This window comes from Paractinoplanes globisporus DSM 43857 (assembly GCF_000379645.1).
Taxonomy (GTDB): Bacteria; Actinomycetota; Actinomycetes; order Mycobacteriales; family Micromonosporaceae; genus Actinoplanes; species Actinoplanes globisporus.
Genome location: NZ_KB903321.1, coordinates 1 through 25,854 on the forward strand (window position 1 = coordinate 1; position 25,854 = coordinate 25,854).

Consider the following 25,854-nt stretch of genomic DNA (forward strand, 5'->3'; position numbering starts at 1 on the left):
GCAGAGCGGCGCGTCTGGGTGCGCAGAGCGGCGCGTCTGGGTGCGCAGAGCGGCGCGTCTGGGTGCGCAGAGCGGCGCGTCTGGGTGCGCAGAGCAAAGGGTCGTGGCCGGACCCGGCGGTCTTGGCGGGGCGAAACGGTGGGTGCGGGGCTGCGTGGTCAGAGGGGGCCGCGGCCGGCGCGGAGGATCATCAGGGCGATCTGGGTGCCGTCGGGGCCTAGGGCGGCCCGGAAGCGGTCGACGATCTCGCGCTCGCGGGAGAGGACCAGGCGGGTGCCGCCGCTGGCCATGCGGGTCTTGCCTACCGTTTGGGAGAGGCGGGCCCGTTCCAGCCACAGGTCGATGATCGCCTGGTCGATCTCGTCGATGCGTTCGCGCATGGCGCGGATCTCGTCGGCGGCCAGGGGCTCGCCCGCGCCGGTCGTCTGGTCCACCACGTCGGCGGTCATGTCGTGCTCCTCGGGTGCTCTCGCCCCGGTCGACCCGGCCCGGGCAGCATCAAGCCCCGGGCTGGGAAGCCCGGGGCTTGATGTAGGTCTGTCGTTCAGACGCGGCCTACGGTCGCCGGACTCCCGGTGCCGTAGTAAAAAAATCGCGCCTGCTGGATCACGAGCCGAGTATGCCCCTGCCCCGAACCCATCCGCAAGGAAACCGCCCGATCCGTGGGACGCCATCGACAAGGCCAAAGGTGAAGGCCTGCCGGGCAAGGGGTGCCCGGCAGGCCGGCTCGGTGGGAATGACCTCGCCGCGGAGACCGCGACGTCGGGAAGGCTCCGCGGTGCGGCACCGCGAGCGCGGGGCCGAACAGCGCCGGGCAGCTCTGCAGGACGGGTCGGTCGGGCGGTGCAGGGTCGGGCGGTGCAGGGTCGGGCGGTGCAGGGTCGGGCGGTGCGGGGTTGGGCGGTGCGGGGTTGGGCGGCGCCGAGGGGTGAGGCGGTGCGGGATCAGGTGGGTGCGGGGGCGGTGCGGGGTCAGGCGGTGCGGATTGATGCGGTGGCGGGGCCGCGGACCGTGCGGCGGGTGGCGCCGAGCATGGCCGCGCCGGTCAGGGCGGCCGCGATGACCAGGATCACGGCGTAGGCGGTGGGAGTCGCGTCGGGCCACACCTGGTCGGCGCGGGCTGAGCCGAAGGGCAGGACGGTGAACATGGCGGCCAGGGTTCCGCCCAGGGCGCCGGTGATGGTGACCACGAGAGCTTCCAGGGCGACCATGGCGATCAGCTGGGGGCGGGTGGCGCCGGCCAGGCGTTGCTGGGCGAACTCGACGCGGCGGCGGGCGGTGGCGGCGATCAGGGTGTTGACCAGCATGATGGCCACGAACAGTGTGATCATGCCGACGACCACGTAGTTGAGGGTTTTGACGTCCTGGGCGTAGTCGGGCTCGATCCGGCCGGCCGACGCCCTGTTTTCGATGGCCTGCATGTAGACCGTGCCGGTGGCCACGCCGGTGAAGATCAGGACGGGCATGACGGCGGAGGCCAGCTCGCGGGTGCGCGATCGCAGGGTGAGGACCGCGAGCTCGCCGGGCACGCCCGCGGCGCGCAGGGGAGCGGCCAGCGCGGCGGTCACCAGGCGGAGCAGCTCGGGGGCCAGCAGCGCCAGGCCGATGGCGGCCCAGATGCCGGCCTGACCGGCGGTCTGCATGGCGTCGATGCCCTTGCCGTCCATCAGCGTGGCGGTGAGAATCGCGCAGTTTGCGCCGATGGCCAGGAAAAGCAGGGCGAACAGGCGACGCGCCCGAGAACGGGGCCTGCGTGCGCCACCGCGGGCAGGGGCGGCCGTGCGGCGGGCGGTGGCGACACCGGCGACGAGGGAGCCGAGCAGGGTCACACCGAAGCCGACCGACAGCGCGATCGGGCCGAAGGCGTACGGGATCGAATCGGTGGCCTGGCCGGTGTTGCGCAGAAGCTGGAGCAGGACGCGGCCGAGGATCAGGCCGGCGGGGATGGCGGCGGTCGCGGCGAGCAGCGCGACCGCGGCGGCCTCGCCGACGATCATGCGGCGGAGCTGGGGGCGCGTGGCGCCGACCCGGTGGAGCAGGGCGAACTGGTCGGCGCGCTGGCGGACCGCCAGGCTCAGAGTGGAGGTCACGGCGAAGGCGACGATGATCAGGCACCAGCCGCCGCCGACACCGGCGGTGGTCGTCAACGACTCGGAGCTGGCCGGGTCGGCGGCGCGGGCCGTGTCGAGCAGGGACGCGAACGCCATCAGCAGGGTCGCGCCCAGGAACGCGGAGAGGAATGTGGCGACGAAGCCGCCGGGACGGTGTCGCAGGTTGCGCAGGGCGACGGCGACCATCACGCCACCGCCCCGAGCCCGCGGGCGGCGTCGCCCAGGTGGGCCAGTCGCTCGGCCACCGCGTCCACGGTGGGCGCGCGCAGCGAACCGGCCAGCCGGCCGTCGGCGAGGAAGACGACCGAGTCGGCACAGGCCGCGGCGACCGGGTCGTGGGTGACCATCACCACCGTACGGCCGTGGTCGTGGACGGCGGCCCGCAGCAGGGCCAGCACGTCGCGGGCGCTGCGCATGTCGAGGGCGCCGGTCGGCTCGTCGGCGAAGATGACGGCCGGCTCGGTGATCAGGGCCCGGGCCACGGCGACGCGCTGGCGCTGGCCGCCGGAGAGCTTGCCGGGCAGGTCGTGCCGGCGGTCGGCCAGGCCCAGCTCGGCCAGGATCGCCCCGACCCGGCGGCGGTCGGCGCGGCGGCCGGCCAGGCGCAGGGGTAGCACGACGTTCTGCTCGACGGTGAGCGACGGGAGCAGGTTGTACTCCTGGAAGACGAAGCCGACGCGCAGGCGACGGAATTTCGTCATCGCGGTGTCGGTGGTGGCGGTGAGCTCGGTGCCGTCGATGACGACCCGGCCCGCGGTGGGGTGGTCGAGGCCGGCGGCGCACTGCAGCAGCGTGCTCTTGCCGGAGCCGCTCGGGCCCATCACCGCCGTGAAGCTGCCGGCGGGGAACGAGGCCGTGACACCGTCGAGCGCGGTCACGGTGTCGTCATACGTCTTGGTGAGCGATTCGAGGAGGACCGCGTCGGTCATGGTTTCCATCCTTCCCGTGTGCGTTTCGTACACCGTACAAGTGCACTAATCAGCGGGTCGGTAGTGCTAGCACCCGTATTTCTGGTAGTGCTCTACAGTGGGGTGCACTAGTGCACTAGGAGGCGGCGTGGACAGTCCGGCGTACCGGCGGATCGCCGGCGAGATCGCGGCGCGGATCGCGTCGGGCGAGCTCCCGCCCGGCGCCAAGGTGCCATCGACAAGACAAATCATGATCGAGTACGGGGTCGCGATGGCCACGGCGACGAAGGTGATCGGCGCGCTGCGCGACGAGGGGCTGGTGCAGGCGCGGCGCGGGGTCGGCACGGTCGTGGCCCGCGAGGCGGTCGCCGGCCCCGACCGGGAGCGGGTGGTGCGTACGGCCATCGCCATCGCGGACGCCGAGGGCCTCGGCGGGCTGTCCATGCGGCGGCTCGCGGGCGAGCTCGGCATCCCGACGATGTCGGTCTACCGGCACGTGGCCGACAAGGAAGAGCTCGTCCTGCTGATGATGGACGAGGTCATGGGGGCCACCCCGCCGCCGGAGATGTCCCCGGCGACCGAGGGCTGGCGGGCCTGCCTCGAGGCGCTCGCCCGGCTGCAGTGGGCGATGCACCGACGGCACACCTGGCTCGCGCAGGCGATCTCGTTCACCCGGCCGCTGCTGGCGCCGAACGCCATGGCGCACACGGAGTGGGCGATGGCCGCGCTCGACGCGTACGGGCTCGAACCGGCGCAGCAGTTCCGGGCCGCCGTCATGGTCGCCAACTACGTGCGCGGCACGGCGGTCAACCTGGAGGACGAGGCGCAGGCCGTGCAGGAGACCGGAATGACGGATCAGGACTGGCTCGAGGAGCGGGAGCAGCAGCTCGCGGCGGTTCTCGCGAGCGGACGGCTGCCGATGATGGCGAGGGCGCTGACCGGCGACGACCTCGAGTTCGACCTCGACATTCTCCTGGAGTTCGGCCTGCAGCGGCTGCTCGACGGGCTCGAGACCCTGATGCCGTAAAGGAAAGCCCGCCGGAGCCGAGGCTCCGACGGGCTCTCTATCTATGAAGGAATCAGGCGATGGTGGAGATGCGGTTGGCCGGTCCCGGGGCGACGGGCGCGTTGGCGCCGAGGTAGGCGACCAGCGCGTCGACGTCGAAGCCCGGAGCGGTGGTGCGACCGGTACCTCCGGTGAGGACGGTGAAACCGTCACCGCCGTTGGCCAGGAAGTCGTTCGTCGTGACCTGGTAATTGGCGGCGGGGTCGATCGGCGTGCCGTTCAGCGACAGGTTGCTGACCTTCGAGCCGAGGGCGGCGGACGCGCTCCACGTGTACGTGAGGCCGTTCGACACCTGCAGGATCTTCGTCGACGTCTGTCCCTTGTAGCCGACGAACTGCTGCTCGAGGACGTCCTTGAGCTGGGCGCCGGTCAGCGTCTGGGTGACCACGAGGTTGTTGAACGGCTGAACCGTGAACGCCTCGCCGTAGGTGACCTGACCGACCGCCTCGCCGCCCGCGGACGCCTCGGCGTCGAAGTCGGCGCGGATGCCGCCCGGGTTCATCAGCGCGATCTGCGCGCCGCTGGACGTCGTACGGGCCAGCTGGGCGTCGGCGATCACGTCACCGAGCGCGGACTCGCCGGCCGCCGTGTTGGTGCGGGTGATGTCGCCGGTGATGCTGCCGACGATCTTGTTGGCGATCGGGGCGACCGCGGTGCGGTACTTGTCGGCGATCTTCTTGGCGGCCGCGTCGACCGTGTCCGGGTTCTTCAGGAAGACGCCCTTCGCGTCCTTCAGCCAGCCGCCCGCGCCGTCCGGGACGCCGTTCTCGACGATCACGTTGCGCGCGGTGATCTCGGAGAACCGCCCGCTGCGCTTGTCGATCGAGTAGTCGATGTCGGTGATCAGCTGGCCGTTGGTGCCGGCGCTGGTGACGACCGAGGTGCCCTTGGAGTTCGGCAGCGAGCACGAGTAGAAGCGGTGCGTGTGGCCGGAGACGACCAGGCCGATCTCGGGGTTGAGCCCCTTGACGATGTCGACGACCGGGCCCGAGAAGTTGAAGCAGTCGGACACGCCGGGAGTCGGGGTGGCGGAGCCCTGGGCGCCGCCCTCGTGCAGCAGCAGCACCTGCGACTTGACGCCGAACAGCTTGAGCAGGTTGCTCCACTTGTTCGCCGTCTCGATCTCGTCGGCGAAGTGCACGTTCTTGATGCCGGCCGGGTTGACGATGCCGGCCGTGCCCTCGAGCGTCATGCCGATGAAGCCGACCGGGACGCCCCCGACGAGCTTGATGTCGACCGGCGGGAGGATCGGCAGGCCGGTCTTGTTGTTGATCGTGTTGGCGGCGAGGTACGTGAACTTCGCGCCGCGGTACGGGTCGCCGTCCTGGCAGCCGTCGACCGGGTGGCAGCCGCCGCGCTGGATGCGGATCAGCTCGTCGACGCCCTCGTCGAACTCGTGGTTGCCGACGGAGCTGACCTGCAGGCCGATCTGGTTCATCAGCTCGATCGTCGGCTCGTCGTGGAACGCGGCGCTGACCAGCGGCGACGCGCCGATCAGGTCACCAGCGCCCACGGTGATCGTCTGCCGGCCCTGCGATTTCGCCTCGGCGCGCAGCTTCTTCAGGTACGTCGCCAGGTATTCGACGCCACCGGCCGGAGTGGACGTGCCGGAGGCGTTGACGACGGCGCCGCTGCCGCTGGGCGGGTCGATCGCGCCGTGGAAGTCGTTGTAGCTGAGGAACTGGCCCGTGACCACCTGGTCGTGGCCGTGCTGGCCGCCGTAGGTGACGCTGACCGGCTTGAACTCGGCCGGCGGGGTGGTGGCCGGGGCGAGGGTGGGCCGGGCCGCCGGCAGGGTGGTGAGGACGGCCAGGGCAAGGGCAGGTGCGGCGAGATGACGCAGCACGCGACTTTTATCCATTGTCTCCGGTCTCTCGATCGGGTTTCACGACTGTCAAGACAGACTGGTCGATCGAGGTGGGCGAGCGCTACGTCCGGCGGGTGACAAATAGATTGCCGATCCAATCGACGCACGTTTTGTCGACGGCGCTGAATGGCTTGCCGAACACGCTGCGTGCGGCCACATCGAGCGAATTGCCTAACCGCAGTCGAAGCCGGACAAACTCCATCGCCCGGGGCTCGCCGTAGTGCGTGACCAGGCAGTCCACGGCGAAGTGACCCTCCGCGTAGAAGGCGGCAACGTCCTTTTCACCCGCTCCGTCCGGTAGGGGAGGAGGGTTCAGCTCGGTGGGCCGGCGCAAGGCCCATTTGCTGTACGTGTCATTGGCGCGCCGCGGCTGCATCCCGATGTACTCGGCGACGCCTTCGACAAGCCACATGTCCTCGTGCCGAGTCTGCACACCGCTGATCGTGGCGACGTGGGCCAATTCGTGCTGAATCACCTCGCGCAGCGCGGCCCGGGTGGGCAGCCGTCTGGGGTTGATCACCACGTCCGCGCCGGCCGCGCCGAGGGGCTGCATGTAACCGACGGCCCACTCGGTGGCCTTCCCGCCGTACCAGGTGCGCCAGGTCTTGTCGGTGGCGAGGAAGAGGCGGTACCGCGGCTGGCGGTTGTCGGCGAGCGCGGCGTACCGGTCGTCGATGGCCGCGGCCTGGTCCGCGATCTTGACGATCTCGGGGAGCCGCGTCCGGAGCGACGCGGGGGCGCCGACGGTCACCCTCCGGCCGCGCGCGAAGGTCAGGTCACCCTGCAGCCACGGCGGCGGCTCCGGGCCGAGAGCCGTGGCCAGGCCGGTGATCGCCCCGGCCTTCATCGTCAGCTTTTGCTGGATTTTGGGCGAGTTCAGTGGACATTTCGGGCGGATGAAGCAGTAGGTCAGCTCGACCCGGCCGTTCTTCCCCGCGCGATAGTCCACTGTGGCGTCGAGGGCCCGCAGCGTACGGAAGAAGTTTTGATAGCGCGGCCGGAGCGCGGGCGACACGGGCGCGAGCCAGCCGGTGAGGTCCCCGCGGTTGAGCGCCGCCGCCTGCCGGCTCAGCATCAGCTGCACCGGGTCCCTCGGCGGCCGCGGGCTCGGCGCGGCCGCCCCGGCCGGGATCACCCGGGCGGGGTCGTCCTTCCCGGTGACCATCGCCCCGATCGCGACCCCCGCGATCACGGCCAGCACGATGCCACCCACCTGCCGGGCCCGGTCGTGCGCCCCCGTGAAGTCCCGCACCGCGCCTCCTCGGCCGGACCCGCCGCTGTGGGCTGATTGAAACAGAGCCCCCGTTCCGGTCGCATCCCTCTCGGCGCGGGAATTCTTGTCGGTGGGTGGGCCTAGACTTGCCAGCGCGATGCGAGCTTCCTCTGAACCCCCAGCCAACGCCCTCTTTTCCATGCCCCCGGTGCGCGAGTCGACGCCCGCGGCCCGCGAGGGGGAGTCGCCGAAAAAACGGCGGCTCGACCCCGAGTCACTGCTCACCGGGCTCAATGGACCACAGCGTGACGCGGTCACCCACACGGGGTCGCCGCTGCTGATCGTGGCGGGCGCGGGTTCGGGCAAGACGCGGGTGCTCACCCACCGCATCGCCTATCTGCTCGCCGAGCGCAACGTGCACCCCGGGCAGATCATCGCGATCACCTTCACCAACAAGGCCGCCGGCGAGATGAAAGAGCGGGTCGCCCACCTGGTCGGGCCCCGGGCGCGGCTCATGTGGGTGTCGACGTTCCACTCGGCGTGCGTGCGCATCCTGCGGGCCGAGCACGACCACGCGGGGCTCAAGAGCACGTTCTCGATCTACGACGCCGACGACTCGCGGCGCCTCATGCAGCTGGTGATCCGCGAGCTCGACCTCGATCCCAAGCGCTACACGGCTCGCGGCCTCGCGGCCCAGGTGTCAAACCTGAAAAACGAGCTGGTCGAGCCCGACGACTTCAAGGCGAAGGCCAAGGGTCCCAACGAGCGGGCCCTGGCCGAGGCCTACGAGATGTACCAGCGCCGCCTCCGTGAGGCGCACGCGCTGGACTTCGACGACATCATCATGGCCACGGTGCACCTGTTCCAGTCGCACCCGCACGTGGCCGAGGCCTACCGCCGCCGCTTCCGGCACGTGCTCGTGGACGAGTATCAAGACACCAACCACGCGCAGTACATGCTGGTGAAAGAGCTGGTAGGAGAGAAGGGCGGCGAGGTCCCGCCGGGCGAGCTATGTGTGGTGGGCGACGCCGACCAGTCGATCTACGCGTTCCGCGGCGCCACCATCCGCAACATCCTCGAGTTCGAGCGCGACTACCCCGACGCCCGCACGATCCTGCTCGAGCAAAATTACCGCTCCACCCAGACGATCCTCTCCGCGGCCAACGCGGTGATCGAGCGGAACCCGTCGCGCAAGCCCAAACGGCTCTGGAGCGACCAGGGCCCCGGCGAACAGATCGTGGGCTACGTCGCCGACACCGAGCACGCCGAGGCCGACTGGGTGGCCCGCGAGATCGACCGGCTGCACGACCGGGACGACGTGCGCCCCGGCGACGTGGCCGTCTTCTACCGGACGAACGCGCAGTCCCGCGTCTTCGAGGAAGTCTTCATCCGGGTCGGCCTGCCCTACAAGGTGGTCGGCGGGGTGCGCTTCTACGAGCGCAAGGAGGTCCGCGACGCGCTGGCCTACCTCCGCTCGGTGATCAACGACGACGACACGGTCAGCATCCGCCGGGTGCTCAACACCCCGAAACGCGGCATCGGCGAGCGGGCCGAGGCGTGCGTCGAGGCGCTGGCCGCCCGCGACCGCATCTCGTTCGGCCAGGCGCTGCGGCACGCCAAGGACGCGCCCGGCATCGCCGCCCGCTCGGCCAACGCGGTTGCCGACTTCGTGCAGTTGCTCGACGACCTGCGCGAGCTCGCGCGCACCGCGCCACCCGAGGAGGTGCTCGAGGCCGTCCTGCAGCGGTCGGGCCTGCTCAGTGAGCTGGAGGAGAGCATCGACCCGCAGGACCAGGGCCGGGTGGAGAACCTCCAGGAACTGGTGAGCGTCGCCCGGGAGTACACGGAACGCGTCGAGGCCCAGGCCGAGGAGGGTGAGGAGCAGGCGGCCACGCTGGCCGGCTTCCTCGAGCAGGTCGCGCTGGTCGCCGACGCCGACCAGCTGCCCGACGACGACCCCGACAACCAGGGCGTGGTCACCCTGATGACCCTGCACACGGCGAAGGGCCTCGAGTTCCCGGTGGTGTTCCTGACCGGCCTCGAGGACGGCGTCTTCCCGCACATGCGCGCCCTGGGTGACAACACCGAACTGGAGGAGGAACGCCGCCTGGCGTACGTCGGGATCACCCGCGCCCGCCAGCGCCTCTACCTCTCCCGGGCGGTCACCCGCGGCGCCTGGGGCCAGCCACAATACAACCCGCCCTCCCGCTTCACCGACGAGCTGCCGCCCGAGCTGATCCGCTGGGAGCGCACCGCCGGGTCGTACACGTCCTGGTCGGGCACCGGCGGCGGGGTGGGCGGTCGCGGCGGTGGCGATCGCGGTCGCGGTGGCGGTTTCGCGGGCGGCACGCCAAAGGCACAGCAGCTGGCCAGCCGCCTCGGCATCGACGCGAGCAAGCTCTCGACGGCGAGCGAGCTTCCGCAGGCGCCCAAGGTCGCGGTGGGCGACCGGGTCAACCATCAGCGGTACGGCCTCGGCCGCGTCCTCGCGGTGGAGGGCCAGGGGCCGGGCGCCCGTGCCCAGATCGACTTCGGCGACCAGGTGATGTGGCTGATCATGCGCCACGCCCCGATCGAGAAGATCTAGGTGAGGGGTACGCAGCCGGGGATGTCGACGCCGTGCTCGTGCATCCACTCGGTGGGCTCGATCGGGTTCTGGTAGTAACCGCGGTGCACCTCGAAATGCAGGTGCGGCCCGGTGGTGTGGCCGGTCGAGCCCTCGTTGCCGATCGGCTGCCCGGCCGCCACGTGCTGGCCGACGGTCACGCCGATCACCGACAGGTGACCGTAATGGGTGAGGTACCCGTTGCCGTGGTCGATGAGGATCGCGTTGCCGTAACCCTCGGCCACTCCCGCCCGCACCACGATGCCGGCACCGGCGGCCACGATCGGGGTGCCGTCGGTGGCCGCGAGGTCGACGCCCTCGTGCATGCGTCCCCAGCGCGGGCCGAAGCAGGAGGTCACCCGGGCGGTCGGGTTCGGGTTCACCCAGGCGGCGCCGCCGGTGGCGGCTTCGCCGGGCGTCGTGACGGTCGCGGTGGGCGGCTTCGGGCGTTCCTTCAGCCGTACGCCGTCAGAGGCGCCCGCCGGGCGCAGGGCGGGCGCAAACGCGACGCCGGTAGTCGCGGGCACACTCGGAGCCGGTCCAGTCGCCTGGAGGTCTGAGGAGTGCTGGAGAGTGGCGGAGGGCAGCGCCGGGGCGGACTGGTGGGTGGCCGCCGCGGCCGCGCTTCCGCCGGCGACGCCGGTGACGAGGGCCGCGCCGAGGGTCGCCGTCAGCGCCACGGTCCGGCCGCGCTCGATCGGCACGAGCGTGCGCGGGGCGCGATGGCGGTGCAGCAGTTCCTGGCGATGGCGGCCGACGGGTCGGCGCTCGGCGTGAGACGGCACATATGCCAGGTCGGCCCGGGCCGGAGGCGCGCTGAGCGGGACGCGGCGGTACTACCGAACCGCAACCGGCCGCGGCGGAGGAGGAGAGATCAGGAAGCGGCGGCGGCCATGCCGGCGTACACCGACTCGACCTGGAGCTTGATGTCGACGCCGCGGTCGCGCAGGAACGGGACCGGGTCGCAGGGCTGGCCGTTGACGTGCACCTCGAGGTGGAGGTGGGTGCCGTAGGAGGCGCCCGTGTTGCCGACCTCGCCGATCACCTGGCCGGCCTTGACCTTGTCGCCCACGTTCACCAGCACGCGCCGGGAGTGGGCGTAGATGACCTCGGTGCCGTCCGCGTTCTTGACCGTGACCGTGTAGCCGTAGCCGCCGTAGTAACCGGCCTGGGTCACCGTGCCGGCGTGCACCGCCTTGTACGGCATGCCCTCGGGGGCGGCCAGGTCGATGCCGGCGTGCAGCTTGCCCCAGCGGACCCCGTACGGCGAGGTGAAGGTGAAGTCGTCGAGGGGGAGCAGCCAGACGTCGTTCGCCGCTTGGTCGGCGCTCACCTTGGTCTTGCTGACCGCGCCGCGGTCCTCGCTACGCGATGCCTTGTTGTCGCTGTCGCGGGCGGCGAGGGCGTCGGAGGCGACGTGCGCGCTCTCGAGACCCTGCAGAACCTCGGGGTTGACCGCCTTGTGGTCCGGCAGGTTGGCGGCGCCGATGGCGACCACTCCGGCGCCGATGAAGGCGGCGGTGGTGACGACCGCATAGCGGCTGCGGGGAGGGGTGGGTACGCGGCGTCGGCCGCGATACCGGTCGGGCTCAGACGACAAGCGCTGGCGCACGAACAACCCTCCGTCGATGGCAATACTTCGGACCCTGCCGTTCACCAGGAATTCCCGATGAACGGTGGTGGTCCGAGCTGTCGGATCGGCGTTAACCGGATGACAGCCGGGAGCCACGGTAACGAAACGGCGTCCGTGTCACAAGTCGCAGCGCCAATTCGCTGACAGTTCCCGGTCCGCTTTGCGGAGCTAATGTCCGAATTCGTTACCTTTCCCGAGTGCGTTCGTTGCGCACTCTCTGTGATTGGCACAGAAACGCAAAGTCAAGTCACTCTGAATACATTTCTGATCACCCAAAGTGATCTCCGTTGGCCGGAGTCGACTACCCCGGCCCCGGCCGCCGGGTTACCGTTCGTTCAGGACAACGGGGTTCGCCGGACACGGAGGGTCGGTATGCAGGCACGGATCAGGGTGGTCGTCGCCAAACCCGGGCTGGACGGGCACGACCGCGGCGCCAAGGTGGTGGCCCGCGCGCTGCGTGACGCGGGTATGGAGGTGGTGTACACCGGCCTGCACCAGACTCCGGAGCAGATCGTCGAGACCGCTATTCAGGAGGACGCCGACGCGATCGGTTTGTCCGTCTTGTCCGGTGCCCACATGACATTGTTCCGCCGCGTAATCGAACTGCTGGCGGAGCGTGACGCAAGCGACATCGTGGTATTCGGCGGCGGCATCATTCCGGCCGACGACATTGCCGAATTGGAGGCCCTCGGGGTCGCCAGGATTTTCACCCCGGGCGCGACCACCGCATCCATCATCGAATGGGTACGCGCCAATGTGACGACACCGGTCTCTTAACCAGGAAACCCCAGCTCGAAGCAAGGGGAGAGGCCGGACGCACCCCTCACACGTCCGGCCTCTCTATGCACGATGCCCCGCCGCCACCCCTCGACCGACAGGGCATCGGCCGTCTCGCATTCGGCCCGCCGTAGCGCTCCGACACCACTCTCAACGACGCCTTACCGGGCCGGTTACGTCGTCGTCCGACTTTTCTCGCGGGGGCCGCGCTGCGGGGCGTACGGCAGGAAGAGGGTGAGGGACACGCCTCGGGCAACCTAAGGTTGAGCTGGGCGGGGGACCGCCGGTGTGCGGTCTTGCACACCGCGCACCCGCCGCTTCGGGGCGCCTTCGCAGGTCGCTAGTCTGCGGAAGAGGCCCCTCGGGCCGGACATTCCTCACGCCGGCGACGCCCGGAAAAGGCCGCCGCGCACACAGGTCGGGACGCAATGGTGCGGCTTGCCGGCGCTTGGCGTCGCGAGCGAAAGGAGACACGTGGACCTGTTCGAGTATCAGGGGCGCGACCTGTTCGAACGGCACGGGCTGCCCGTGCTGGGCGGCGGTGTAGCGGAGACCCCGCAGGAGGCCCGCGCCATCGCGGAGCGCCTGGGTGGCAAGGTCGTCGTCAAGGCGCAGGTCAAGGTCGGCGGCCGGGGCAAGGCCGGCGGCGTCAAGCTGGCCGACGGCGCCGACGAGGCCGAGGCTCGCGCCACCGACATCCTGGGCATGGACATCAAGGGCCACACGGTCCACAAGGTGATGCTGGCCGAGACGGCCGACATCAAGGAGGAGTACTACTTCTCCTACCTGCTCGACCGGGCCAACCGTACGTTCCTCTGCATCGCCAGCGTCGCCGGCGGCATGGAGATCGAGACGGTCGCCGAGGAGCAGCCCGACCGGGTCGCCAAGATCGCCATCGACGCCAGCAAGGGCGTCGACGAGGCGAAGGCTCGCGAGATCGTCGCCGCGGCTCAGTACCCGGCCGAGGTCACCGAGCAGATCGTCGACATCGCGGTGAAGCTGTGGCAGGCGTTCGTGGCCGAGGACGCCACGCTCGTCGAGGTCAACCCGCTGGCCAAGGTCGGCGACGGCCGGGTGCTCCTGCTGGACGCCAAGATCACGCTGGACGAGAACGCGTCGTTCCGGCACCCCGACCACGAGGCGCTGGTCGACCAGTCGGCGGTGGACCCGCTGGAGCAGGCGGCCAAGGCCAAGAACCTCAACTACGTGAAGCTGGACGGCGAGGTCGGCATCATCGGCAACGGCGCCGGCCTGGTCATGTCCACGCTCGACGTGGTGGCCTACGCGGGCGAGCGGCACGGCGGCGTCAAGCCGGCCAACTTCCTCGACATCGGCGGCGGCGCGAGCGCCCAGGTGATGGCGAACGGCCTGGAGATCGTGCTCGGCGACCCGGCGGTCAAGTCGGTCTTCGTGAACGTCTTCGGCGGCATCACCGCCTGCGACGCGGTGGCCAACGGCATCATCCAGGCCCTCGCCCTGCTCGCCGAGCGCGGCGAGTCGGTCACCAAGCCGCTCGTGGTGCGTCTCGACGGCAACAACGCCGAGGAAGGCCGGGCCATCCTCGACGGCGCGAACAACCCGCTGGTCCAGCGGGTGGACACGATGGACGGAGCGGCCGAGCGCGCCGCCGAGCTCGCGGCTGCGGGGAAGTGACGTAATGGCGATCTGGCTCACCAAGGACTCCAAGGTCATCGTCCAGGGCATCACCGGCTCGGAGGGCTCGAAGCACACCCGCCGGATGCTCGCCGCCGGCACGAACGTGGTCGGCGGCACCAACCCGCGCAAGGCCGGCACGACGGTCGACTTCGACGGCACGTCGCTGCCGGTCTTCGCGACCGTCGGCGAGGCGATCAAGGAGACCGGCGCCGACGTCACGGTCATCTTCGTGCCGCCGGCCGGCACCAAGTCGGCGGTCATCGAGGCGATCGACGCCGAGATCCCGCTGGCTGTGGTGATCACCGAGGGCGTGCCGGTGCAGGACTCGGCCGCCTTCTGGGCGTACAACCTCGACCGTGGGCAGAAGACCCGGATCATCGGGCCGAACTGCCCGGGCATCGCGTCGCCGGGCGCGTCGAACGCCGGCATCATCCCGGCCGACATCACCCCGGCCGGCCGGATCGGCCTGGTCAGCAAGAGCGGCACGCTGACCTACCAGATGATGTACGAGCTGCGCGACATCGGCTTCTCGACCTGCGTCGGCATCGGCGGCGACCCGATCATCGGCACCACCCACATCGACGCGCTCAAGGCGTTCCAGGACGACCCGGACACCGACGCGATCGTCATGATCGGTGAGATCGGCGGCGACGCCGAGGAGCGGGCCGCCGAGTTCATCAAGGCGAACGTCACCAAGCCGGTGGTCGGCTACATCGCCGGCTTCACCGCGCCGCCCGGCAAGACCATGGGTCACGCCGGCGCGATCATCTCGGGCTCGGCGGGCACCGCCGACGCCAAGAAGGCGGCCCTCGAGGCCGTCGGTGTCAAGGTCGGCAAGACCCCGAGCGAGACCGCGCGCCTCATGCGCGAGGTCATGAGCTGATTTGACACTTCTCTCGTCGGCGCGCCGCCACTCGTTTGGCGGCGCGCCGTCCTATCTGCGTCGCCGCACGCCTGCCGGCGTGGAAAAGTAGGCGGCGATGCCGACCCCAGCCGACCGTTCCGACGGCTCGGACGACCCGTTCGCGGTCGCCGAGGCGGCCCAGGTCGCTGCCCGGGAGACCGTCCCCGTGGAACGGCCGACCGAGGCGGTCGCGGTCGACCGGGCGACCGAGGCCGTCCAGGTCGAGGATCGCCCCACGGTTCTCGTCGACGACCAGGTGCTCGGCGACCGCCCGACGGTCAAGGTGCCCGGCCAGCGCCGCCCGCCCGTCCGGCCCGCCCGCCGCGCCCCGCTGCCGGTCGCGGCCGCCTTCGCCACGCTCTGGGCCGCCGCCGTCTGCTACCTGCCGGTCGCCGCCGTCATCGGCCTGGCTCGCACGCTCGAGGGGCAGGGCGGGCTCGGCGGCGCCGCGCACGCGGGGCTGGCCGGCTGGCTGCTCGGCAACGGCGTGCCGATCGGCACCTCGCTCGGCCCGCTCGGCCTGCCCCCGCTGCTGCTCACCATGCTGATCGTCTGGCGGCTCAACCGGGCCGGCCTGCACGTCACCCGCGCGATCGGCGCCCGGCGCTCCGGCAAGATCGGCGACACGCTGCTGGTGACGTTCGCCATCGCGTTGATGTACTCGCTGCTCGGCTCCGTGGCCGCGCTCGCCGTCGACGGCAAGGGCACCGAGGTCGCCCCGGCCCGCGCCGCGATCAACTTCTTCGTCCTCGGCCTGATCGGCGCGCTCGCCGGGGCGCTGCGCGGCACCGACGCGCTGAGCGTGCTGGCCCGGCACACCCCCGGCCCGCTGCGAGCCGGCCTGCGTACGGGGGCCATGGGCGCGCTGTTCATCCTGGCGGCCGGGGCCGCGGTCACCGGGCTGTCGGTGGCGATCGGCGGCGGCCAGGCCGCCGACACGATCTCCGCGTACCGCACCGGAGTCGCCGGGCAGGCCGGGATAACCCTGCTCAGCCTCTCCTACGGGGCGAACGCCGCGGTGTGGGCCGCCGCCTATCTGCTCGGCCCCGGATTCGCGCTGGGCACCGGCTCGGCGATCCGGCTCACCGAGGTGACCGCCGGGCCGCTGCCGACGCTGCCGCTGCTGGCCGGCCTGCCGGACGGGCCGATGGGCGCGGCCGGCGCGGCGCTGCTCGCGGTGCCGGTGCTGGCCGGACTGGCGGCCGGCTGGCTGCTGACACTGCGGCTCAACCGTGCGGGTGACAAGGACGGTCCGCCGTGGTCGCTCGTCATCGGCGGCGGCCTGCTCGCCGGGCCCGCGGCCGGCCTGCTGCTCGGCCTGCTGTGCCGGGCCTCGAGCGGCTCGCTGGGCGACGGCCGGCTCGCCACGATCGGCCCCGACCCGTGGCAGGTCGGCCTGATCGCGACGGTCGTGATCGGCGTCTCGGCGGCGATCGGGGCGGCCGCCGCGCGCACCTTCGGCCCCCGCCCCAAGGCTCTGGGCCCGGGCGAACGGAGATAGGGTGCTGAGGTGACCGACCCCGCGCCCGCCCGCCTGGTCGTCCTCGTCTCCGGATCGGGCAGCAACCTGCAGGCCCTGCTCGACGCGACCGCCGACCGGGCGTACGGCGCCCAGGTCGTCGCCGTCGGCGCCGACCGCGACGGCATCGCCGGCCTCGACCGGGCGGCCGCCGCCGGTGTGCCCACGTTCGTCGACTCGGTGAAGTCCTACGAGACCCGCGACGAGTGGGACGCGGCGCTGACCGCCCACGTCGCCGAGCACAAGCCCGACCTGGTCGTCTCGGCCGGCTTCCTCAAGCTGGTCGGTCCCGCGTTCCTCGCCGCGTTCGGCGATCGTTACCTCAACACGCACAACGCGCTGCTGCCGTCCTTCCCGGGCATCCACGGCCCGCGGGACGCCCTGGCCTACGGCGTGAAGGTGGCCGGGGCCACGCTCTTCTTCGTGGACGCCGGCGTCGACACCGGCCCGATCATCGCCCAGGTGGCCGTCCCCGTGCTCGACGACGACACGGTGCAGACGCTCACCGAACGCATCAAGGTGGCCGAGCGCGTCCAGCTGGTCGACTACGTCGGCCGCCTGGTTCGCGAGGGCTGGACCATCGAGAACAGGAAGGTACGCATCCCGTGAGTTCCGACGAGGGCCGCCGCCCGTTGAAGCGGGCGCTGCTGAGCGTGTACGACAAGACCGGCCTCGTCGAGCTCGCCGGGGCGCTGCACGCGGCCGGTGTCCAGATCGTCTCGACCGGCTCGACGGCGTCCACCGTCGAGGCCTCGGGCGTGCCGGTGACCCGGGTGGAGGAGCTGACCGGCTTCCCCGAGTGCCTCGACGGCCGGGTCAAGACGCTGCACCCGCGGGTGCACGCCGGACTGCTGGCCGACCTGCGCCTGCCCGCGCACGAGCAGCAGCTGGCCGAGCTCGAGATCGAGCCCTTCGACCTGCTGGTGAGCAACCTCTACCCGTTCACCGAGACGGTGGCCGGCGGCGCGAGCGTCGACGAGTGCGTCGAGCAGATCGACATCGGCGGTCCGGCGATGGTGCGCGCGGCCGCGAAAAACCACCCCTCCGTGGCCGTGGTGACCGCCGTCGGGGCGTACCCGCTGATTGTGCAGGCCTTGAACGACGGCGGTTTCACGCTGCAGCAGCGCAAGCACCTCGCGGCGAGGGCCTTCGCCGACATCGCCGAGTACGACGTGGCCGTCGCGAACTGGTGTGCGACCACGCTGGATCCGCAGGAGTGGCCCGAGTTCGCCGGGATCGCGCTCAAGCGGGAGAGCACGCTGCGCTACGGCGAGAACCCGCACCAGCAGGCCGCGCTGTACGTGGACCCGAACGCGCCGGCCGGGCTGGCGCAGGCCGAGCAGCTGCACGGCAAGGAGATGTCCTACAACAACTACGTCGACGCGGACGCCGCCTGGCGCAGCGCCAACGACTTCACCGAGCCGTGCGTGGCGATCATCAAGCACGCCAACCCGTGCGGCATCGCGATCGGCGCCGACGTCGTCGAGGCCCACCGCAAGGCGCACGAGTGCGACCCGGTCTCGGCGTTCGGCGGCGTGATCGCGGTCAACCGCGAGGTGACCGCCGAGCTGGCCCGGCAGGTCGCCGAGATCTTCACCGAGGTGATCGTCGCGCCGTCGTTCGCGGCCGGCGCGCTCGAGGTGCTCCGCGAGAAGAAGAACCTGCGCCTGCTGGTCGCCCCCGCGTGGAACCCGCCGCCCGCGGAGATCAAGCAGGTCGGTGGCGGCGTGCTCGTGCAGATGTCCGACCGGATCGACGCCCCCGGCGACGACCCGGCCAACTGGGAGCTCGCCACCGGCGCGCCGGCCTCGCCGGAGATGCTGCGTGATCTCGTGTTCGCCTGGCGGGCGATCCGCAGCGTGAAGAGCAACGCGATCCTGCTGGCGCACGAGGGCGCGACCGTCGGCATCGGGATGGGCCAGGTCAACCGGGTCGACTCGGCGCGGCTCGCGGTCGACCGGGCCGGCGCCGAGCGGGCCAAGGGCAGCGCGGCGGCCTCCGACGCGTACTTCCCGTTCCCCGACGGGCTCGAGGTGCTGATCGCGGCTGGCGTCACCGCGGTGGTGCAGCCGGGCGGCTCGATCCGGGACAGCCTGGTGATCGAGGCGGCGGCGAAGGCGGGCCTGACCGTCTACCTGACCGGCACGCGGCACTTCTACCACTGACATGGATTCTCTCGTCCAGGACCAGAGATTCTCGGGCGCCGACTGGGCGCTCGAGGAGATCGTCGGCGTCCGGTACGAGGACTGCGCGTTCCACGACGTCGACTGGTCGGAGGCACGCCTGGTCGGCTGCGTCTTCACCCATTGCACGTTCGGCAACGTCCGCTTCAACGCGGCCACGCTGGACCGGGTGGCGATCATGCAGTCGACGCTGGAGCGCTGCAACTTCTTCGACGCCACGCTGGCCGGCTGCAAGCTGACCGGCAGCCAGTTCGTCGACTGCGGGCTGCGGCCGCTCACCGTGGATGGCGGCGACTGGGGTTTCGTGTCGCTGCGTGGGCAGAACCTGACCGCGGCGAAGCTCGGCGGCCTACGGTTGCGGGAGGCGGACCTCACGGGCGCCGATCTGACCCGGGTCGACCTGCGCGGCGCGGATCTGTCGAACGCCCGGCTCAAGGACGCCGTATTCAAGGGCGCCGACCTGCGCGGCGCCGACCTCGACGGGGTCGAGCTGCGCGGGGTGAACCTCGGCGGTGCCAAGATCGACTTGGCGCAGGCGGCGCTGTTCGCGTCCGCGTACGGCGCAATCGTCTCGGGGTGAAGAAATGACGGCACGGATTCTGGACGGCAAGGCCGCCGCGGCGGCGGTCAAGGACGACCTGCGGGCGCGGGTGAAGGCGCTCGCCGAGCGCGGCATCGTGCCCGGGCTCGGGACGATCCTGGTCGGCGACGACCCCGGCTCGCGGGCGTACGTCGAGGGCAAGCACCGCGACTGCGCCGAGGTCGGGATCGCCTCGATCCGCCGGGACCTGCCGGCCGACGCCACCCAGGACCACGTCGAGGCGGTCGTCGCCGAGCTCAACGAGGACGACGACTGCCACGGCTACATCGTCCAGCTGCCGCTGCCGAAACACCTGGACACGGGCCGGATCCTCGAGCTGATCGACCCCGACAAGGACGCCGACGGCCTGCACCCGGTCAACCTGGGCCGGCTCGTGCTCGGCTTCGACGGCCCGCTGCCGTGCACCCCGCGCGGCATCGTGCACCTGCTGCGCCTGGCCGACATCCCGCTCAAGGGCGCCGAGGTCACCGTCGTCGGCCGCGGGACGACCGTGGGACGCCCGCTGGGGCTGCTGCTGACCCGCCGCACCGAGAACGCGACGGTCACCCTCTGCCACACCGGCACCGTCGATCTCGCCGCGCACACCCGGCGGGCCGACATCGTCGTGGCGGCGGTCGGCGTGCCCGGGCTGATCACGGCGGAGATGGTCCGGCCCGGCGCCACCGTGGTCGACGTCGGCATCACCCGGGTGGTCGGCGAGGACGGCAAGGGTCGCTACACCGGGGACGTGGACCCGGGCGTACGCGAGATCGCCGGCGCCCTCGTCCCGGTGCCCGGCGGCATCGGCCCGATGACCCGGGCGATGCTGCTCACGAACGTGGTCGAGCGCGCGGAGTGGCTTACCTCGCGTTAAGCCGACCGGCGGGAAACACCTCGTTAACCGACTGATACGGTCCGGAAAAATGGCCCGGAGACTGGGAGTGAGAGAGCTATGGGCAAGAAGGTAACCGTCGTAGGCGCCGGTTTCTACGGCTCGACGACGGCACAGCGTCTGGCCGAGTACGACATCTTCGACACCGTGGTGCTCACCGACATCATCGACGGCAAGCCGGCCGGCCTCGCCCTCGACCTGAACCAGTCCCGCCCGATCGAGGGCTTCGAGACCAAGGTCGTCGGCGTCACCACCGGCGTGAACGGCGAGGGTTACGAGGCGATCGAGGGCTCGGACGTCGTGGTCGTCACCGCCGGCCTGCCGCGCAAGCCCGGCATGAGCCGGATGGACCTGCTCGAGGTCAACGCCAAGATCGTGCGCCAGGTCGCCGAGAACATCGCGAAGTACGCGCCGAACGCCGTGGTCATCGTGGTGTCCAACCCGGTCGACGAGATGACCGCGCTGGCCCAGCTCGCCACCCAGTTCCCCCGGAACCGGGTCTTCGGCCAGGCCGGTGTGCTCGACACCGCCCGCTTCACAAACTCGATCGCCGAGACCCTCGCGGTCCCGGTCAAGAGCGTCAAGGCGCTCACGCTCGGCTCGCACGGCGACACCATGGTGCCGGTCCCGTCGCGCTGCACCGTGGACGGCAAACCGCTGTCCGACCTGCTCCCGGCCGAGAAGATCGAGGAGCTCGTCGTGCGCACCCGCAACGGCGGCGCCGAGGTGGTCGCGCTGCTCAAGACCGGCTCGGCGTACTACGCGCCGTCGGCCGCCGCCGCCCGCATGGCCAAGGCGGTCATCGAGGACTCCGGCGCGACCCTCCCGGTCTGCGCGTGGGTCGACGGCGAGTACGGCATCTCCGGCGTGTACCTCGGTGTCGAGGCGCAGATCGGCCGCGAGGGCGTCAAGCAGGTCGTCGAGGACAAGCTGACCGACTCCGAGATCGCCGGTCTCAAGGAGGCCGCCGAGGCCGTCCGTGCCAAGCAGGCGGACGTCGCCAATCTCTGATCTCCCTCTCCACGAACAAGGCCGGGCCATGCGGCCCGGCCTTGTTACTTCTCAGTAGATAGATGTATTGACCTACGTTGTCGGCGTCCCCTAGCGTGATCTTCGCTTGCTTTTACGGGGGAAGGCGACGTTGTGATGAAGGCTGCGCGCTGGCTGGGTCTTGCTGCCTCGACTCTGGCCGCTTTGACGATCACTGTGGTGGCTCCCGCGGGTTCGCCCGCGCTGGCGGACACCGGCGATACCTGGGTCTATCCCAATCGGCTCGACGATGGACAGACCGATCCGCGTCTCGACCGCTGTCGCCTCGGCTATGTGCTGCAAGCCGGCGGTCCCGAGATCAAGAAGGTGGCGCAGACCGCGCTCGTCGGCACCGACGCGCAGATGAACACGGCGGCCGACCCGTCCTACTGGAACGACACGCCGCTCTCGGTCGCGTACGACAAGGACCAGGCCAGCCGCTCGGCCATGTGGGACACGCTCTACGACCGCAAGGACGTGTGGAGCGACTCGATCCCGAACAACTTCGAGATCCCCACCGAGACGGTGACCGGCTTCCAGTGGGCGCCCAACTTCTACGGCGACCTGGGCATCACCGGCTTCTACGTCGACCAGTTCTTCAAGGGCGAGGACAGGCTCTACGACGACCTCGCCCCGATCGCCTCGGCCGAGGCCGTGGCCAAGGGCAACCAGCTCGCCAACGAGCAGCACCTGTACAACGGCGATGACAACGCGCCGCACTCGGTGCAGGAGGAGATCTCCTGGGGTGAGGTCGGCGACCAGGACGTCTTCGGCGACGGCAGCATCTTCCCGGGCAACCACCACGCCGACGACCTGCGCGAGTTCCTCCAGTTCGGTGGGTTCCCCAAGACCGCGCTGACCCCCGGCACGCTCGAGTACCGGCAGGAGGTCGAGGCGCTCAAGCAGCGCTTCTCCTCGTGCGACGCGGAGAACCCGCTCGACCCCAACCACGTGCTCGCGAACGTCACGAAGACGGCGGCCGCCGAGTGGCGCGCCGAGCTCGACTCGCAGGCGACGCAGCGCAGCGCGATCGTCAACGCGCAGATCAAGGCGTACAGCGACCTGGAGACCGCGGCCATCGCGATGGGCGAGTCGGTCGGCCAGTCCTGGATCGCCGGTCAGCTGAGCAAGTGGCAGGCCTGCTACACCGCCGGCGGCTACTGCTGGGCCGGCTCGGGCCCGATCACCTTCAAGTACAAGTCCGCCACCACGCTCTGCCTGGACAACACCGGCGGCTCCTCGGCGAACAACAACAAGATCGAGTTGTACGCGTGCAACAACGGCACCGCGCAGAAGTTCCGCCCGGGCGTCATGGCCAACTACCTCGACGGCACGCTGATCAACACGGGCACCAACCGCTGTCTCGACCTGAACGGCACCAACGTCGTCCTCAACGCCTGCACCAGCGGCAAGGCGAACCAGCACTGGCAGTGGCAGAGCACGGTCGGCAACACCCGGCTCTTCAACGTCGGCGCGAACAAGTGCCTGAACCTCGCGACGGCGACCAGCGGCCTCCAGGCGACCGTGCAGGCCTGCGCCGGCGGCACGACCCAGCAGTTCGTGTCCTCCCAGGACAACTCGAACACGGGCACCGGGCACGACACGATGTTCTGGCCGACCACGGCCGACTTCACGTACGCGACCAACGAGATCAAGAACGCGCAGACCCGGGCCGCCGCGCAGCTGACGATCGCGAACAACGCCTCGGCCGACGCCCAGGTGCAGTCGACCGCGGTGACGAACGCGCAGAACGCCGCGGCGACGATCGCGACGAACAACAACTACCCGGTGGGGCGCGGTCTCGCGTACGCCCAGCAGTCGGCTCAGGTCACCAAGGCGTCGGCGGCCGGCGCCGCCGCCGCCGCGAAGGCGACGGCCACCGCGGTGCAGGCGACCAAGGCGGCGGTCGCGGACAGCGCCACGCTGATCTCGCTGGCGCAGACGCAGGCCAAGGCCATGCAGGCCGAGTACGCGAAGAACGCGGCGCAGGAGGCGGCCCGGCAGGCCAAGGCCGCGGCCGACTCGGCGGCCGCGGAGGCGCAGGCGGCCGCCGCCGACGCGGTCACCGCGAAGGCGAAGCGGCAGGTCGCCGAGCAGGCCCAGGCCACGGCGCAGGTCGCCGCGAACAAGGCCGCCCAGCAGCGCCAGATCGCCGAGCAGCAGCGGCAGGTCGCGGCCCAGCAGCGGGCGATCGCCGAGCAGAAGCACGGCGAGGCGTCGGCCGCCGACGCCGACGCGCAACGCCAGCAGGGGATAGCGGCCTCCGCGCGAGCACAGGCCGAGGCGGACGCGCAAACCGCCGCCGACCGTGACTTCGACGCGCAGAGCTCGGCCAACCAGGCGCACATCTACCGCGAGACCGCCGAGAACGCGGCCCGCCAGCGGGACGCCCTGGCCTCCCGGGCCGCCGCCATGCAGTCGCGGGCGAACGCCGACGAGGGCACCACCGAGGCAGCGGCGTCCCGCCAGGCCGCCAACGACGCGCAGGCCGCGGCCGACCGGGCCGACACCGCCGCCGACAACGCCCAGCACGACGCCGACGTCGCCACCGCGGCGGCCGCGGCGGCCCGCGAGGCGGCCACCCGGGCCCACGCCGCCGCGGCGCGCTCCCTGGCCGCGGCGAATGAGGCCGACAAGCAGGTCGCGATCACCCGGTCGGCGATGCTGACCGCGCATGCGGCGGCGGCCGACGCGCTGGCCGCGGCCAAGGACGCCAAGACGCACGCCGACAACGCCGACGCCGACGCGGCGGCGGCCGCGGCCGACATGAGGGTGGCGGCGCAGCAGGCGGCCGAGGCCAAGGAGGCGGCGGACGCGGCGGTCGCGCAGAGCGCGATCACGGCCGGGCGGGCGTACGCGACCGCGCAGGCCGCCATCGCCGCGCGTGACTCCGCCGCCGAGGTGGCCGCGCCGGCCAACGACGCGGTGGGTCTGGGCGCGCCCTTCGTCGACAGGGACTCGGCGGCGGCGCTCGCGGTGCTGGTCGGGCAGGGTGCGCTGACCGTGGCGCAGCAGCAGGCGGCCGCGGCTCAGGCCCGTGCCGACGAGGCCAACGCCGCCGCCGCGAATGCCTCGGCGCTGGCCGCCGCGGCCACCGGCGACGCGAAGATCGCCGCACAGGCCGCGGCCGACGCGGCCACCAGCGCGGCCGCCGCGGCCAAGTCCGCGAAGGACGCCCGCGCCTCGGCGGCGGCCGCGGCCAACGACGCCGCCGCGGCGGCCACGGCGGCGGCCGCGACCTCCACCCTCAACGCACAGGCCGAACGGGATGCGGCGGCGGCACACGCCGCGGCGACCGCGGCGGCCGGGGACGCAGACGCCGCCGACGCGGAGGCCGACGCCGCCGAGCGGGACGCCGCCTCGGCCCGGGCCGCCGCGGCCCAGGCCCGGGTGGACGCCGACGCCGCGCAGAAGGCGGCCGACGACGCCGACAAGTACGCCGACGACGCCGAGGCGGCCGCGGCCCGCGCCAGGGCCGACGCCGACGCCGCGGAGAAGGCGGCGAGCGACGCCGAGGCGGCCGCCCAGGACCAGGACGACCAGCGACAGCTCATCGGCAGCTTCGACGGCGGCTTCATGTTCCTGGAGATCGCCCCGGTCGGCGACATCAACGTCACGACCGGCGACCTGCACTGCACGGCCAAGCCGACCTGCGACGTCGACGTCCCCGTGCACATGAGCGGCACGCTCGCGTACAACGTGGTGGTCTGCCAGTACCAGGGGACGACCAGCGCGATCTGCGAGCGCATCCAGCTCGGCACCAAGCCGTTCGACCAGGACACCACCCAGCGCGTGCACCTCGACGTCCGCGAGGTCATGGACGCGTCGATCCGCAACGTCGTGAACCTGGCGGTCGGCGACTTCATCGGCTGCGGCAAGTACATCTGGCAGAACCACGGGGTCAACGGCGACTGCGCGTGGGCGGCGGCCAACTTCATCCCGTACGAGAAGCTGTTCGCCTGGGCCAAGGCGATCTTCGAGATCAAGATGGCGGCCCGGTCGGGCGAAGGTCTGGCCGAGGCGTTCGACGGCCTCAAGGCGGCCGACCTCGACCTCAACACGATCATCAAGCTCGAGACCGACATCGACGCCGACATCACCAAGGCCTGTACGACGCAGAGCTTCGACGCGGCGACGCCGGTGCTGATGGCCGACGGCGGCCGGCGGGCGATCTCGCGGGTCGCGGTGGGCGACCGGGTGGCCGGCGGGGTGGTCAGCAAGACCTACCGCACCCACGACACCGACCTGATCGACGTCGTGGTCTCCGGCGGGGCGGTCATCCACACCACCAGCAAGCATCCCTTCTGGAGCGAGTCGGCCGACCGGTGGATCGCGGCGGCCTCGCTGTCGCCCGGCACGGCGCTGCACACCGACGACGGCTCGCCGGTCGCGGTGTCCGAGGTCCGGGTCGTCCCCGGCGGCCGCGACATGTACGACCTGACGGTCGACGACGCGCACACGTTCTACGTGTTCGCCGGCGACCGGGCGATCCTGGTGCACAACGTCAACTGCCTGGCCATCGACCTCGGCGACGGGCTGTACCAGTACCCGGACGGCTCGATCCGGGACGCGCTCGGCCACTTCGCGACCAGCGCCGGCACCCGGGTCGGCGCGGCGGCCGAGAAGCAGGTCATGGACGACCTGGCCGACGAGGGTTACAACGTGATCCGCAGCCAGGTGGCGACCCGCGGTAACGGCAACCAACTGCGCTACTACGACTGCGCGATCGACCTCGGCAACGGCGAGATCATCGGCATCGAGGTGAAGAGCGGCACGGCGACCCGTACGCCCGAGCAGCGGGCGTTCGACGCCTGGGTCGAGGCGGGGAACCACCCGACGACCGTCGGCAAGTACGCTGGCAATTACAAGGTCGTCGGCGTCCGCGAGATCAAGGTGCCGTGAGGTTTCTGC

19 protein-coding genes are annotated in these 25,854 nt (G+C 71.2%); 12 read left to right on the forward strand and 7 right to left on the reverse strand.

Going from position 1 to position 25,854, the window contains the following annotated elements:
* Window positions 1-158 precede the first annotated feature (158 nt).
* The 3 genes from A3CQ_RS0133950 to A3CQ_RS0133960 all read right to left on the reverse strand — a co-directional run bounded on the left by A3CQ_RS0133950 (window position 159) and on the right by A3CQ_RS0133960 (window position 3,040).
* Complete coding sequence (locus A3CQ_RS0133950) at window positions 159-449, reverse strand: chorismate mutase (protein ID WP_020515407.1); 291 nt, start codon at window positions 447-449, stop codon at window positions 159-161.
* 522 nt (window positions 450-971) lie between these two features.
* Window positions 972-2,297, reverse strand: coding sequence for an FtsX-like permease family protein (locus tag A3CQ_RS0133955; RefSeq protein WP_020515408.1), 1,326 nt, complete (start codon window positions 2,295-2,297; stop codon window positions 972-974).
* Window positions 2,297-3,040 carry an ABC transporter ATP-binding protein gene (locus tag A3CQ_RS0133960; RefSeq protein ID WP_020515409.1) on the reverse strand — a complete coding sequence of 248 codons (744 nt, stop codon included), beginning with the start codon at window positions 3,038-3,040 and terminating at the stop codon, window positions 2,297-2,299. The genes A3CQ_RS0133955 and A3CQ_RS0133960 overlap by 1 nt, the downstream gene beginning before the upstream one ends.
* 127 nt (window positions 3,041-3,167) lie before the next feature.
* On the opposite strand from A3CQ_RS0133960, the gene A3CQ_RS0133965 reads away from it, so the two are divergent.
* Complete coding sequence (locus A3CQ_RS0133965; RefSeq protein ID WP_020515410.1) at window positions 3,168-4,046, forward strand: TetR/AcrR family transcriptional regulator C-terminal domain-containing protein; 879 nt, start codon at window positions 3,168-3,170, stop codon at window positions 4,044-4,046.
* 52 nt (window positions 4,047-4,098) lie between these two features.
* Here A3CQ_RS0133965 and A3CQ_RS0133970 read toward each other — a convergent pair whose 3' ends face one another.
* On the reverse strand, window positions 4,099-5,931 hold the full coding sequence (locus A3CQ_RS0133970) for a bifunctional metallophosphatase/5'-nucleotidase (protein ID WP_020515411.1): 1,833 nt from the start codon (window positions 5,929-5,931) through the stop codon (window positions 4,099-4,101).
* Between the two features lie 82 nt (window positions 5,932-6,013).
* Window positions 6,014-7,204 carry a gluzincin family metallopeptidase gene (locus A3CQ_RS0133975; protein WP_020515412.1) on the reverse strand — a complete coding sequence of 397 codons (1,191 nt, stop codon included), beginning with the start codon at window positions 7,202-7,204 and terminating at the stop codon, window positions 6,014-6,016.
* A gap of 160 nt (window positions 7,205-7,364) precedes the next feature.
* Between A3CQ_RS0133975 and pcrA the strand changes: the two genes are divergently transcribed.
* The gene (gene pcrA, locus A3CQ_RS0133980; protein WP_020515413.1) at window positions 7,365-9,752 is read left to right on the forward strand and encodes a DNA helicase PcrA; all 2,388 of its coding nucleotides are present in this window, start codon (window positions 7,365-7,367) and stop codon (window positions 9,750-9,752) included.
* On the opposite strand, the gene A3CQ_RS0133985 is transcribed toward pcrA, so the two are convergent.
* Together A3CQ_RS0133985 and A3CQ_RS0133990 are read right to left on the reverse strand one after the other, a co-directional pair.
* Window positions 9,749-10,555, reverse strand: a complete 807-nt coding sequence (locus A3CQ_RS0133985; protein ID WP_020515414.1) for a M23 family metallopeptidase — start codon at window positions 10,553-10,555, stop codon at window positions 9,749-9,751. The two genes, pcrA and A3CQ_RS0133985, sit on opposite strands and share 4 nt — an antisense overlap.
* 89 nt (window positions 10,556-10,644) lie before the next feature.
* Window positions 10,645-11,382, reverse strand: a complete 738-nt coding sequence (locus A3CQ_RS0133990) for a M23 family metallopeptidase (protein WP_026206519.1) — start codon at window positions 11,380-11,382, stop codon at window positions 10,645-10,647.
* A 393-nt stretch (window positions 11,383-11,775) separates the two neighbouring features.
* On the opposite strand from A3CQ_RS0133990, the gene icmB reads away from it, so the two are divergent.
* From icmB to A3CQ_RS0134040, 10 genes are all read left to right on the forward strand, one after another.
* Window positions 11,776-12,180: a coenzyme B12-dependent isobutyryl CoA mutase small subunit gene (gene icmB / locus A3CQ_RS0133995; RefSeq protein WP_020515416.1), complete on the forward strand. Its 405-nt coding sequence runs from the start codon at window positions 11,776-11,778 to the stop codon at window positions 12,178-12,180.
* A gap of 474 nt (window positions 12,181-12,654) precedes the next feature.
* Window positions 12,655-13,833 carry an ADP-forming succinate--CoA ligase subunit beta gene (gene sucC, locus A3CQ_RS0134000; RefSeq protein WP_020515417.1) on the forward strand — a complete coding sequence of 393 codons (1,179 nt, stop codon included), beginning with the start codon at window positions 12,655-12,657 and terminating at the stop codon, window positions 13,831-13,833.
* Window positions 13,834-13,837: 4 nt separating this feature from the next.
* Window positions 13,838-14,719 carry a succinate--CoA ligase subunit alpha gene (sucD, locus tag A3CQ_RS0134005; RefSeq protein ID WP_020515418.1) on the forward strand — a complete coding sequence of 294 codons (882 nt, stop codon included), beginning with the start codon at window positions 13,838-13,840 and terminating at the stop codon, window positions 14,717-14,719.
* Window positions 14,720-14,816: 97 nt separating this feature from the next.
* A complete protein-coding gene (locus A3CQ_RS0134010; protein WP_020515419.1) occupies window positions 14,817-16,241 on the forward strand; it encodes a cell division protein PerM in 1,425 nt (474 codons plus the stop codon).
* Window positions 16,242-16,250: 9 nt separating this feature from the next.
* Entirely contained in the window at window positions 16,251-16,868 is a 618-nt protein-coding gene (gene purN / locus A3CQ_RS0134015) for a phosphoribosylglycinamide formyltransferase (protein ID WP_020515420.1), read from the forward strand.
* Window positions 16,865-18,424 (forward strand): bifunctional phosphoribosylaminoimidazolecarboxamide formyltransferase/IMP cyclohydrolase, encoded by a 1,560-nt coding sequence (gene purH, locus A3CQ_RS0134020; RefSeq protein WP_020515421.1) that lies wholly within the window; start codon window positions 16,865-16,867, stop codon window positions 18,422-18,424. Before purN ends, purH begins: the two co-directional genes overlap by 4 nt.
* A 1-nt stretch (window position 18,425) precedes the next feature.
* Window positions 18,426-19,022, forward strand: coding sequence for a pentapeptide repeat-containing protein (locus A3CQ_RS0134025; protein WP_020515422.1), 597 nt, complete (start codon window positions 18,426-18,428; stop codon window positions 19,020-19,022).
* 4 nt (window positions 19,023-19,026) lie between these two features.
* Window positions 19,027-19,896, forward strand: a complete 870-nt coding sequence (locus tag A3CQ_RS0134030; RefSeq protein ID WP_020515423.1) for a bifunctional methylenetetrahydrofolate dehydrogenase/methenyltetrahydrofolate cyclohydrolase — start codon at window positions 19,027-19,029, stop codon at window positions 19,894-19,896.
* Window positions 19,897-19,974: 78 nt separating this feature from the next.
* The gene (gene mdh / locus A3CQ_RS0134035; protein WP_020515424.1) at window positions 19,975-20,925 is read left to right on the forward strand and encodes a malate dehydrogenase; all 951 of its coding nucleotides are present in this window, start codon (window positions 19,975-19,977) and stop codon (window positions 20,923-20,925) included.
* Window positions 20,926-21,108: 183 nt separating this feature from the next.
* The gene (locus A3CQ_RS0134040; RefSeq protein ID WP_169516329.1) at window positions 21,109-25,845 is read left to right on the forward strand and encodes a ricin-type beta-trefoil lectin domain protein; all 4,737 of its coding nucleotides are present in this window, start codon (window positions 21,109-21,111) and stop codon (window positions 25,843-25,845) included.
* The last annotated feature ends 9 nt before the right edge of the window (window positions 25,846-25,854 follow it).